Consider the following 12,970-nt stretch of genomic DNA (forward strand, 5'->3'; position numbering starts at 1 on the left):
AGTGTTTTATTTTGCGCTATTAGGCGTGATCTTATTGCTTAAAACAGTAATCTTTAGCCGCATATAACTGCCAACCTCCATTTCCATCGAGTTCCAGTACTTGTGGGTGATATTTTAGTATGGAAGGGCGATGGCCGACGCTGACCATGGTGGTGGCGCTGCCGGCTAATTGCTGATACAGATTATCTTCGTTATCGATATCCAGCGCGCTCGTTGCTTCGTCGAGTATGACGTATTTAGGAGCGGCGAGCAGTACACGAGCAAAGGCCACACGTTGTTGTTCGCCGACTGACAATACTTTTGCCCAATCCAGTTCGGCATCCAGCCCGCCCAATCGCGCAGCGATATCTGGCAGGTTGACGCGTTTCAGTAACTGCAGCAGCTCTTCGTCTGTTACTTTTTTGTCCTGCTGAGGATAGAGTAATTGAGTACGCAGGGTGCCCAGCAACATGTAGGGGCGCTGTGGTAAGAACAACATCTCATCGGTATCCGGATGGATAATGCAGCCGCTGCCAGCATGCCATAGACCAGCAATAGCGCGCAATAATGAGCTTTTCCCACAACCGCTGGCACCTACGATCAACACACCTTCACCTGGGTTAATTGTCAGCGATAGTTCTTTGATCAGGGTGCGCTCATGATTTGGCGTCTCCAGCGTGAGATTTTCGATGACCAGTTTGGAGTCCTGAACTAGCGCGATGCTGTCCTCAGTCTGTGGTGAGTTGTCGCCATTGCTGGTCAGGTACTTGGCGAAGCTGTCGAGACGATCTATGCCTGCGGCAAATCGGCTGAAACTCTCAAAGTTATCTACTATGATGGTGAGTGCGCTCAATATCGCTGCAAAAGCACCTGCCGCCTGAATCGCGCGCCCAACTTCCAGCTCGCCTGAAAGCACTCTTCCGGCGATGATCGCGCTGGGCAGGATGATGGTCAGAAAACTATAACCATACTGGAACAGATTCAGATGCATTTGGGATTTAATGAGTTTGTTGTAATTGGTGAAAGCTTCATTGAAATGCTGACTGACCTGCCGTGATTCCTGTTCCTCGCCACGATAGAAAGCGATGGCCTCAGCATTCTCGCGTATGCGCACCAGACTGAAACGGAAATTGGCTTCACGCTTGAGTTGGTAAAAATTCAGTCCGATCAGCACTTTACCAAATACCAGTACGGTAACTGCCGTGCCGATAATGGCATATACGATCAAAAAATAGACCAGATCCGTGGAAATCGACCAGAGCACGCCAGAGAAAGCCATGAGTTGCAGTAACGCGCCTATGATTATCAGTAGAAAATAGAGAGAACGCTGGGTGAAGGTGTTGATGTCTTCAGCAATACGCTGATCAGGGTTGTCGATCTCGGTATTGCCATTCAGCGCATAGTACGCACGGTTGCTGAAATAACTGCCAAGGAAATTTCGGGTCAGCCAGCGTCGCCAGTATATGCCCAGCTTGTCGCGCACGTAGTAGTAAAACGCATAAATCGGTACGGCGATAACCAGAATGGCGAAGCACTCTCTGATCGCAGTCCAGAACCTGTCCCCATCTTTTGCTGCCAGCGCCGAAGTGAATTCCCCAGTGAGCTGATTGAATAGTACGGCGAATCCGGTCTGCCCCAGTAACAGTATCACCAGTAGAAACAGCATGCTTCGCGCCTGCCATTTTTCTTCCCCCAGCCAGTATGGAGCCGCGATTACTTTGAAACGCCGCCACAAGTGAAGATCAAATTGAATCATGCTTCACTTAGCCGATTATTTATAACTATGTCATTACCCATGTTGGACATTGCTTTCTCCTGACTATAACCATAGTCTGTCATTTTGATATTGAGTGCAGGGCAAAGCCTGGCTAATTGTATGAAGGCTGGCAGGCGAGCACAAGTTTAATAGAATAATTGAGTGTCATCAGTTCGTTTGCGTACATAATTCCATTTTTGATAGAAATATAGAGTCGATTGAAGTAAGGCTTATTATGGATTTTATAGTAATGTTTACGGAGTCAATGCAATGTGCCCAATAAACTCCCCTGATAGTGTAATTGCACAACTGACTCGCGCTGATATAGATAAATTGCCTGGTTCAGTAGTCATTGAGTTTGGTGCAGGCTGGTGTGGTTATTGTAAAGCCGCTCGCCCATTGATACTTGCCGCTTTGGCCGATTATCCTCGGGTACGTCACGTGATGATAGAGGATGGCAAAGGTCGTCGATTAGGACGGACATTTGCCGTGAAACTCTGGCCGACGTTGATATTTCTTCAGGATGGGCAGGAGCTTGGTCGATTGGTCAGGCCAGATAATATGGCAGAACTATCCAAGTTGTTGGCTATGTTGCAGGATGGGGATTGAGATCGATAATATCTGCTCTTGCCAACTTTAGAGGTTTACATATACTTGTTAAATAGCAAATCATTAATAATAAGATATTAGCATCTTCTTATTCTTGTAGTGTATTATACATTCGCAATTCTGAATATAGGCTGCCAAAACATTTTTTACAGATGATAGTAATTATTTAATATGCGATCGATCAAATCACGGATCATGTTGTTTACTTTGGCCATTTACCTGATAAGTATATGGTCATTGGTTTTTTACGCCAGTCAGACATTGCAGGGCATTATGCAACAAGGTTTATGGCTAATTGCTGCATTACTGACTTTGTTGAGCAGCGGTCTGATTTGGTGGGTATTAGGCCGAGAATTATCATCATTATTTACTGCAATTAAGACCTTGGCGGCAGTCACTGATATACGACAGTCGTTGCAGCCTTTGCCAATTAATGGCGATGATGAGATTGGTGAACTGATTGGTGAAGTCAATCGGTTGTTGATCATCCTGGCACAACGTGAAATCGCAATAGCTGAAAACCGCAATTTATTACTGACCATTATCAATACTACCCAGATACGTGTGTTCTGGAAGGATAGAGATCTGCGTTATCTGGGGTGTAACATCGTATTTGCCAAAGATGCGGGGGTGGATGATCCACAATCGATAGTAGGTATAGATGATTTTCAGCTAGTGTGGGCGGATCAGGCTGAATTATATCGTGCTGATGATCGTGCAGTTATTACAACGGGTATTCCCAAGTTGTTTTATGAAGAGCCACAAACAACCTCTGATGGGCATATAACCTGGTTGCGTACGTCGAAGGTGCCACTTAGAAATGCCGATAATCAAATTATTGGCATTTTAGGTATGTACGAAGATATTACTGAACGCAAACTTGCTGAGCAAAAAATAGTCGAAAGCGAATCAAGGTTGCGCACCATCATAGAGAATGATCCTGAGTGTGTGAAAATTGTTGATACTTATGGGTTGTTGAGGCAAATGAATCCCGCTGGGTTAGCAATGATAGAGGCAGACTCATTAACGCAAGTAATGAATAAACCAATATTGGATATTATTGCGCCTGAGTACCATCAGCTTTACAGTGAATCCCACAAGCAGGTGCTTGCAGGGAAAGCCATGGAGCTTCAGTATGAAACGATAGGGTTGAAAGGAACGCGCCGCTGGATGGAAAGCCACGCTGTGCCCATACTGGACAATGGTGCACCAGCTTATCTTGCTGTTACGCGTGATGTTACAGTACGTAAGCAGACTGACGAGAAATTGAGATTAAGCGACCTTGCGCTGAAAACAGTATCACAGGGCATCATTATTAGTGATATTCATCAAGAGATTATTTGGGTGAATGACGCGTTTACAACAATTACGGGATACGATCGTCATGAGGTGGTGGGTCGGAATTGTCGGTTTATGCAAGGTGTGCTAACTGAGCCGAAAACCCTTTGTGCCATACATCAGGCTATTGAGAGCGCGACTGAATTTACGGGTGAAATCTTGAATTATCGTAAAGATGGTAGCGTGTTCTGGAATGAGTTAACTGTCGCGCCGATGTGTAATGAGCATAGTCAGGTGACGCACTTTGTTGGTATCGCACGTGATATCTCTGAACGCAAACAAGTAGAACATAAGCTCCAGCTGGCTGCCAGTGTGTTTTCTCATGCGCGTGAAGGCATACTGATTACAAATCCTGCTGGAGAGATAGTCGACGTTAATGATATGTTTACGCATATTACTGGTTACAGTCGTGAAGATGTATTAGGGCAGAATCCACGTATTTTGAGCTCTGGGCGTCAGAGTAAGGATTTTTATATATCCATGTGGCAGGATATTTATCAAGATGGCCACTGGTATGGTGAAGTTTGGAATCGCCGTAAGAATGGCGAGGTTTATGCTGAAATGCTCACTATTAGTGCGGTATATGATGCAGATGGGAACCCTGCTCAATTTGTTGGATTGTTTTCTGATATTACTACACTGAAAGAGCATGAGCATCAGCTGGAACATATAGCTCACTATGATGCCTTGACTGACTTGCCTAACCGGATACTGTTGGCGGATCGATTGCATCAGGGTATGGTGCAGGCGCAGCGACATGGTCAGAAATTGGTGTTGGTTTATCTTGATCTGGATGGCTTCAAGGCGGTTAATGATACTTATGGGCATGAAGTAGGGGATCAGCTACTTATCGAGTTAGCAAAGCGTATGAAGCAGGTGCTGCGTGAAGAAGATACTCTGGCGCGTCTTGGCGGTGATGAGTTTGTTGCGATATTGCTTAATTTGAGTGATGTTGAGAATTGTATGCCATTGTTAAATCGTCTGCTTGCTGTGACGGCTGATCCATTAGTCATAGGAGACCGTGCGTTACAAGTTTCTGCCAGTCTTGGTGTTACCTTTTACCCACAAGCGGAAGATGCTGATGCTGATCAGTTGTTACGGCAGGCAGACCATGCCATGTATCAGGCAAAATTAGCCGGGAAAAATCGGTATCATATTTTTGATGCTGCGCTGGATTTGAATATTCGTAACCATCATGAGAGCTTGGAGCGTATTCGTCATGCTTTGGTTAATGATGAGTTTGTGTTGTACTACCAGCCTAAAGTGAATATGCGTACAGGTGTCGTCACTGGTGCAGAAGCATTGATACGTTGGCAACATCCTGAACTTGGGCTGGTGCCACCAGCCGATTTCTTGTCGATTATTGAAGACCACCCATTGGCAGTTGAGCTGGGTGAATGGGTAATAAAAGCTGCTTTGTCACAAATGTCCGATTGGCATGATGTTGGGTTGGATATAACAGTTAGTGTGAATATCAGCGCACGTCAGTTACAGCAGAGTGATTTTGTCGAGCGATTGACTGCATTAATGTTGGCGTACCCACAGATGACACCAGGTTGCATAGAACTGGAAATACTGGAAACCAGTGCACTAGAAGATATGCTGCACGTTACTCAAGTTATCGAAACATGTCAGAAAATCGGCTTCAAATTTGCCCTTGACGATTTTGGTACAGGCTATTCATCGTTGACTTATTTAAAACATCTGCCTGCGAATATGCTCAAAATTGATCAGAGTTTTGTTCGCGGTATGCTGGATAATCCTGATGATGTTGCGATTCTGGATGGTGTATTGGGGTTGGCTAAGGCATTCCGGCGTCAAGTGATAGCCGAGGGTGTTGAGACGATTGCACATGGTGCAATGTTGTTGCAACTCGGTTGTGATCTGGCCCAAGGTTATGCAATTGCACGTCCTATGCCAGCGATAGATTTTCATGTTTGGTCAACAACTTGGCGTCCTGATATTGCATGGCAGGATTTGCACGTGCTTAGTCGTGATGATTTGCCTTTATTGTTTGCTGGTGTTGAACACCGAGCCTGGATAGCTAGTGTCTCTGCTTATTTAAGGGAAGAAAGTAATGTATTGCCGCCGATGGATCATCATCAGTGTTTCTTCGGTATCTGGCTGGATACTAAACATCCAGCCAAATATGAATTACAACCGGTTTTTCAGCATATTCTGGTATTACACCAGCAGGTGCATGCTTTGGCGAGGGAGTTGTTGGCGCTCTATGCAGACAATCAGCAACTGGTCAGCCTGACTAGATTAGATGAGTTATATGCGCAACGTGATGCATTGCTTGCAGCATTGCGGGATTTATTGCAGGGTAATTTGTCAGCGTATGACAGATAGTCACACGTGCTGATGAAAAACTAACCTACTTCAAACCCCGCCCCATCAATCACTTTGTGCATTGCTTCGAGTGTCGTTTTGTCGGGGTCAAAAGTTACTTCAGCATTGGCGTGTTCCAGAGATACGTTGACTTCGCTAACCCCTGAGATTGCGCTGAGGACGCGGGTCACACTGCTGGTGCAGCCGCCACAGGTCATGCCTTTGATGTTGATGATGGTATGTTGCATGGTTTACTCCTTACCTAGTAGAGGGATGACCGCACTTAGATCATTATAATTGAGTGCGTAGCTGGCTTGTTCACGTACGATGGGTTTGGCGTGGTAGGCGACTGAGCTGCCTGCTGCAGCCATCATTAACAGATCATTGGCGCCATCGCCAATGGCGAGGGTTTGTTTTTGGGTGCAGTCGATTTCATTTCGGATTTTATTGAGCCAGTCGGCTTTGCCTTGTGCGTCAAGTATTGTGCCTAATATACGACCGGTGAGTTTTCCATCTACGATTTCCAGCTCATTGGATGCTGCATAGTCCAGATTGAGTCTGGCTTTGAGTTTGTCCGTGAAGAAAGTAAATCCACCAGAAACCAGCAGGGTTTTGATGCCGTTTTTTTGGAAAGTGGCGATGAGTTTTTCTGCGCCTGGTGTGAGTTGCAGGCGTTCGTCATAGACGCGTTGTAGTGCATCGGCATCCAGTCCGGCGAGCAGTGCGACACGGCGAGTCAGGCTTTCGGCAAAGACGATTTCACCGCGCATGGCGGCTTCGGTGATGGCAGCAACTTCGGTTTTGACGCCTATCATATCGGCGATTTCGTCTATGCATTCGATAGTAATCAGGGTGGAATCCATATCCATTACTGCCAGTTTGAAATCCTTGATGTAGCGGTGGAAAGGGATGAAAGCGAAATCCAGTTGTTGCTCTGCACACATAGCAGCGATGGCTGCAGCTTGGCTATTGTCGGCCTGGCTCAGGCAAAATGCCTGCTGGTTGATGGCGTCGATTGCACCGACATTGGCAAGCTTGGCGATTTGTTTCAGACTTTGGGTGGGGACGTGTTGTCCCTGAATAATTAAGTTATAAAGCATGATCTTAGCTCAGTTCTTTCAATAAGTTTCTAACATTTTTTACGCGGTCAGCGAGGTCTTTGCTGGTTAGGGTGACGCGCAATTTGTCGGGGCCGGCCAGTTTGTAATGACGACGGGTCTGGATTAATTCTATCAGGCGCATCGGGTCGATAGGTGGTTTGGGAATAAATTGCAGGCCGATAGCCTCGTTGGATGCATCCAGTTTGGCGATGCCAAGTGGTTTGGCGAGCAACCGCAGACGATGCGATTCGAGCAGGGCCAGGGCGGGCTCAGGCAACAAACCAAAGCGGTCAACCAGTTCGGCATGCAGATCATCAAGTGCATCTTGTTCAGTGCAATTGGCGAGGCGTTTGTATAACACCAGACGTTCATGGATGTCACCACAGTAGTTGGTAGGAAGCAGGGCAGGGGTGTGCAGATTGATTTCCGTAGTCACACCCAGCGGCTGGTTCATGTCCGGCTCCAGCCCTTTCTTTAGTGCTGCGACAGCGTGGTTGAGCATGTCGTTATACATGCTGAAGCCGATTTCCTGCATGCTGCCGCTCTGTGAGTCACCCAGTACTTCACCTGCGCCACGTATCTCCAGATCGTGCATGGCGAGATGGAAACCAGCACCCAGATCTTCCATCATTTGCAACGCTTCCAGACGTTTCTTTGCCGCAGGGGTAATCGCGTCTTCCTCAGGCGTGAGCAGGTAGGCGTAGGCCTGATGATGCGAGCGTCCGACCCGTCCACGCAACTGATGCAACTGCGCCAGACCGAATTTGTCGGCGCGGTTCATGATGATGGTGTTGGCGGTGGGGATGTCGATACCTGTCTCGATAATCGTGGTGCAAAGTAGCAGATTGACCTGTTGCTGATGGAAGTCACGCATGACATGTTCCAGTTCACGCTCAGGCATTTGACCATGGGCGACGCGAATACGCGCTTCGGGTAGCAGTTTTGCCAGTCGTGCTTCCATGTTGTAGATGGTATCGACTTCGTTGTGCAGGAAGTATATTTGCCCACCGCGCTTGAGTTCACGCAGTACGGCTTCACGTATCACGCCATCGGAATAACGGGAAACAAACGTTTTAATCGACAGGCGTTTCTGTGGTGGTGTGGTGATGACAGAGAAGTCACGTATACCTTCCAGCGACATCGCCAAGGTGCGAGGTATCGGCGTAGCGGTAAGGGTAAGCATATCGACTTCTGCTCGCAGTACTTTCATTTGCTCTTTCTGCCGTACGCCAAAGCGATGTTCTTCGTCGATGATGACCAGCCCCAGATTTTTGAAGACGACATCTTTTTGCAATAATTTATGAGTGCCGATGACGATATCGATGGTACCTGCTGCCAGTCCTGCCATGGCTTGTGTTTGTTCCTTGGCGGAGCGGAAACGGGATAATTCGGCGATACGCACGGGCCAATCGGCAAAGCGGTCGGAGAAATTCTGGAAATGTTGTTCTGCTAGCAAGGTCGTAGGAACCAGTACGGCGACTTGCTTTCCATCCATCAGCGCAACAAAAGCAGCACGGAGTGCAACTTCGGTTTTGCCAAAGCCGACATCACCACATACCAGCCTGTCCATGGGACGTGCCGAGCACAGGTCGTCGATTACGGCGGTAATTGCGCTGGCCTGATCTATGGTTTCTTCAAAGCCAAAGCCTTCGACGAAAGCCTCATAGTCATGCTGCTTGAGCGTAAATGCATGTCCTTGACGGGCAGCACGGCGAGCGTAGAGATTAAGTAATTCTGCTGCGGTATCGCGTGCTTGCTCCATCGCGCGGCGTTTGGCTTTTTCCCAGTTGCCGCTGCCTAATTTGGATAACGCAATTGATTCTGGCGCACCGCCGCTATAACGACCAATTAGGTGCAGTTGCGACACCGGCACATAGAGCTTGTCGTCACCTGCATATTCCAGCAACAGAAATTCGGTTTCGCCTTCGCCGAGATCCATGCTGACTAAACCCAGATAACGCCCGATACCGTGGTCGGCGTGAACTACGGGGTCACCCACTTTGACTTCAGATAAATCACGCAGCATGCCGTCAACCTGGCTGCGGCGATGGCTGTTACGCCCACGCGTGCGTACTGTAGTGGCGTAGAGCTCGGCTTCGGTTACAAACGCAACGGGTGGGTCGGATTGCAAAATGAAACCGTGTGCGAGTGGCGCTACGCCTAATCTGGGCTGGTTCAGGTCTGCGGTACATGTGGTGTAATCTTCACACAAGGCCAGTTTGATGCCATGTTCAGCAAAATACTGCGCCATGGTTTCGCGTCGCCCCAGACTTTCAGCGAAAATCAGCACATGACCAGGAAAGGTGTCCAGGAAATGATGAATGCGGTGCAGTGGTTCGTCTTCACGGCGTTCGACGTTGAGTGTAGGCAGCGGCGCTGTATGTGGGTTGTTGACGGTTGCTGTATCAATTTCAACGCGGGCATAGCGTTTGAGGTTGCCAAATAACACGTCGGTGGCTAAAAACAAATCTGCGGGTGGCATGATTGGGCGTTGGGGGTCGCCACGCATCAGTTTATAGCGGGTTTCTGTATCCTGCCAGAATGTTTGTGTGGCGGTTTCAATATCACCATGCAGGCAAATCAATGCGTTTTCCGGCACATAGTCAAACAAGGTTGCAGTCTGTTCAAAAAACAGTGGTAAGTAATATTCTATCCCCGCTGGCGCGAGACCATTGCTGACGTCTTTATATATCTGACGCTTGGACGCATCACCTTCAAAACAGTCACGGAAATTTTGGCGGAACAAGGCCATGCCGGCTTCATCCAATGGGAATTCACGTGCAGGCAGTAAACGGATTTCTTTTACGGGATAGATACTGCGCTGCGTATCGACGTCAAACGTGCGTATGCTTTCTATTTCGTCATCAAATAAATCGATTCGATAGGGTAGTGCGCTGCCCATAGGGAACAAATCGAGCAAACCGCCACGTACACTGAATTCGCCAGGCGATAATACCTGACTCACCGCTGTATAACCTGACGTCGCCATTTGTTTACGTAGCGCATCCAGATCAAGTTTTTGGCCTTGGATCAGAAAGAAAGTATAAGCACCTAAATAGCTAGGTGGGGCAAGTCGGTACAGTGCTGTAGTGACCGGCACGATGGCGATATCACACTGACTTTGGGAAATTTGGTATAGCGTGGCCAGACGTTCAGAAATTAAATCCTGATGTGGCGAAAAGTGATCGTAGGGTAGTGTTTCCCAGTCGGGCAATAAGCTGACTGTTAACTTGGGTGCGAACCAGCGCATTTCATCCAGCAACCGCTGAGCATCCAGTGCATTTGCGGTGAGCACAACTATAGGTCGCTGTGGTGTGGCGAGTTCGCTAATCGCTAAGGCATCAGCCGATCCGACTAAGCCCCCTATGCTTAAACGTTGACCAGCAGGGGGTATGGGTTGGTTAATCAGCATGGAAAAATAATGCGCCTAAATAAACAATGTATTTTAGCTTATTTTGGGCAGGGTGTAGGCAATCTGGTCTGGTGTAAATGAAAAAGGACTAGCTCAAGCCAGTATTTCTTGATTGTGGACGCCATATTTAAGTCTTAACTGCTTCTCGAAATAAGTTAATAGCGTGATCAAAAAACTCTTCCAGCCAGGATTTTAATTCCGGGGATAAGGTGATTAATTTTGCTCTGCCATCACTTGGGTCGGGCAACTCTATGAGCAGACCAATCATTATTGCTTTATCCAAATATTTTTTGGCGGTTTGGGGCCCCAGATGGCGCATGTATAAAAGCGCTTCTTGTTTTCGCACTGGCTCCTGTTTAGCCCATAGACCGGTATATAAATCGGAATAGTTAATATCGAAGACATCCTTGTCTTGCAAAAACTCCATCCAGGCAGAATCCATCCGATTTAGCGCTTCTACAAATCTTAAACGTTGTTGATGTTTTTTTACTGCACCCATTTTTCTGACCTGTTTTAAATTCATTGAATATCGAAGACCTTATTATATTTTAGTAAAGCTGTCAAAATTACAAGTAAATTTACCGGTAATTTTACTTGTAATAACCATTTCAACTGATTACAATTTACTCAAGTGCTTTTTAATTGAGGTGGTTAAGTCATGAAATCGAAATTTCAATTGTGGCGACATGCCGATGGGGTTATGCCTAATTCAATAGCATTTCTCTATGTTTTTGGAATGCAGGTATTAGGTATCTATTTATTAACGTCGACAGATCTGATTTCTTGGCTCATCGGTGTATTGGCCTTGGCTCATTCTCTTGTGATTGCGGCTTACTTAATTCACGAAATTGCACATCAGTGTTTATTCCAGGATAGAAAGATAAATGTGCTAGTTGGCGAGGTGTTGTCGTGGATTTGTGGTGCAGCATATGCGCCTATCACTCGTATTCAACGTATGCACATGCGCCATCATGGTGATCGAGCTGACGTGACTCTTTATGACCCGCGACCGGATTTTAAGCGTGTGCCAAACATCCTTAGAAAATTAATCTATATTCTGGAGTGGTGTTACATCCCGGCAGTGGAACTCGTTATGCATTTCCATGTAATGTTCCGACCTTTCTTTAATAAAAGATACAAGCAAGAAAGACCGCGTGTCATTTTGATGGGATTAAGTCGAGTTGCTTTATTTACCTGGATATATATACAAAATCCATGGGGTGTAGTTGGATTTGCTATCGCATACTTAATATTTCTGATGGCTTTGTTTATTGCCGATGCTTATGCACACACTTATGAATTCTTTGTAGTTACAGATGTGAATGAGAAAGTAGCAAGGAATGGTCGTAATCATGCCTATGATCTGCAACATACCTGGTCCAACTTGATTTCTGAGCGCTGGCCGCTGCTTAATTTATTAAATCTGAACTTCGGTTATCACACTGCTCATCATGCCAAACCAGCAGAACCATGGTATCGCTTACCAGAATTGCATCAGGAATTATTCTCTCCGGATTCGCCTCAGGTATTACCTATGAAGGAAGTTTGGCGGTCATTTCGGATAAACCGCCTTAAACGCATTGAAGCCGAAGAGGGTGGAGATGTAGGAACAGGGGTAGGTCGTGCAGATGAGTTTCTGGGCGTACACGGTGTTTCATTTTTGAGTATTGTTTAAAGGGGGAACTGGTATGGAATTTACAGGGAAAACGGTATTGATCACCGGTGCCGCTAGCGGGATTGGCCGAGCAGCAGCCGTAGCGTTTTTAAGAGAGGGGGCAACTGTTGGTATTAATCATATCAATCAATCACACTTATTTGCAGAACTGCAAGCAACCCATGCCGATTGTGCAGACCGACTAATTGAACTTGAAGCCGACGTGCGTAATGGAAGCGAAGTAAAGACAATGGTTGATACACTGATTGCACACACAGGCAGACTTGACGTGCTTGTGAACAATGCAGGTGTTTCACAAATTAAACCCTTTCTCGAAACCACCGAGGAGGATTGGGATTTCATTATAAATACCGATCTGAAATCAGTTTTTTTGTGTAGTAAAGCGGCTATTCCCTATTTAAAAATCAATCATGGCGCTATTGTGAATATAGCTTCTGAGTTGGCGCTGAGTGGTCGTGCACAGTATGGTCCTTATACTGCGGCCAAGGGTGGGATTATTAGTCTGACCCGTTCGCTTGCGCGTGAATTTGCACCAGAAATTCGCGTAAATGCCGTTGCTCCAGGGCCAACCATGACACCGATGCTGGAAAAAGAAGCGTTAGTGCCAGGCCATAAGGAAGATCTTGGCGCTATTCCTATGGGACGTTATGCCGAAGCGAAGGAAATTGCCGAAAGCATCCTGTTCTTGGCATCTACTCGTGCAAGCATTTTTTGTGGCGATATTATTAGCCCCAATGGCGGCGCAGTCATGCGCTGAATGATGAAGAAAT

General features: G+C 46.7%; 9 protein-coding genes. 4 read left to right on the forward strand and 5 right to left on the reverse strand.

What is annotated here, in order from left to right; translation table 11 throughout:
* Positions 1-31: 31 nt before the first annotated feature.
* Positions 32-1,735, reverse strand: a complete 1,704-nt coding sequence (locus SFSGTM_RS06345; protein ID WP_162084451.1) for an ABC transporter ATP-binding protein/permease — start codon at positions 1,733-1,735, stop codon at positions 32-34.
* A 270-nt stretch (positions 1,736-2,005) separates the two neighbouring features.
* On the opposite strand from SFSGTM_RS06345, the gene SFSGTM_RS06350 reads away from it, so the two are divergent.
* Both SFSGTM_RS06350 and SFSGTM_RS06355 read left to right on the forward strand, forming a co-directional pair.
* Complete coding sequence (locus tag SFSGTM_RS06350; protein ID WP_162084452.1) at positions 2,006-2,344, forward strand: thioredoxin family protein; 339 nt, start codon at positions 2,006-2,008, stop codon at positions 2,342-2,344.
* A 273-nt stretch (positions 2,345-2,617) separates the two neighbouring features.
* Positions 2,618-6,034 (forward strand): EAL domain-containing protein, encoded by a 3,417-nt coding sequence (locus tag SFSGTM_RS06355; protein ID WP_162084453.1) that lies wholly within the window; start codon positions 2,618-2,620, stop codon positions 6,032-6,034.
* Positions 6,035-6,054: 20 nt separating this feature from the next.
* Here the strand turns inward: SFSGTM_RS06355 and SFSGTM_RS06360 are convergent, their stop codons facing one another.
* From SFSGTM_RS06360 to SFSGTM_RS06375, 4 genes are all read right to left on the reverse strand, one after another.
* Positions 6,055-6,261: a heavy-metal-associated domain-containing protein gene (locus SFSGTM_RS06360; protein WP_162084454.1), complete on the reverse strand. Its 207-nt coding sequence runs from the start codon at positions 6,259-6,261 to the stop codon at positions 6,055-6,057.
* Between the two features lie 3 nt (positions 6,262-6,264).
* Positions 6,265-7,113 carry a phosphoserine phosphatase SerB gene (gene serB / locus SFSGTM_RS06365; protein WP_162084455.1) on the reverse strand — a complete coding sequence of 283 codons (849 nt, stop codon included), beginning with the start codon at positions 7,111-7,113 and terminating at the stop codon, positions 6,265-6,267.
* A gap of 4 nt (positions 7,114-7,117) precedes the next feature.
* The gene (gene mfd / locus SFSGTM_RS06370) at positions 7,118-10,525 is read right to left on the reverse strand and encodes a transcription-repair coupling factor (RefSeq protein ID WP_162084456.1); all 3,408 of its coding nucleotides are present in this window, start codon (positions 10,523-10,525) and stop codon (positions 7,118-7,120) included.
* Positions 10,526-10,652: 127 nt separating this feature from the next.
* Entirely contained in the window at positions 10,653-11,024 is a 372-nt protein-coding gene (locus SFSGTM_RS06375) for a MarR family transcriptional regulator (RefSeq protein WP_162084457.1), read from the reverse strand.
* Positions 11,025-11,183: 159 nt separating this feature from the next.
* Here SFSGTM_RS06375 and SFSGTM_RS06380 point away from each other — a divergent pair, with 159 nt between their 5' ends.
* Both SFSGTM_RS06380 and SFSGTM_RS06385 read left to right on the forward strand, forming a co-directional pair.
* A complete protein-coding gene (locus SFSGTM_RS06380) occupies positions 11,184-12,200 on the forward strand; it encodes a fatty acid desaturase family protein (protein WP_162084458.1) in 1,017 nt (338 codons plus the stop codon).
* 13 nt (positions 12,201-12,213) lie between these two features.
* Entirely contained in the window at positions 12,214-12,957 is a 744-nt protein-coding gene (locus SFSGTM_RS06385; RefSeq protein ID WP_162084459.1) for an SDR family NAD(P)-dependent oxidoreductase, read from the forward strand.
* The last annotated feature ends 13 nt before the right edge of the window (positions 12,958-12,970 follow it).

It is taken from the genome of Sulfuriferula nivalis (assembly GCF_009937995.1).
GTDB lineage: Bacteria > Pseudomonadota > Gammaproteobacteria > Burkholderiales > Sulfuriferulaceae > Sulfuriferula > Sulfuriferula nivalis.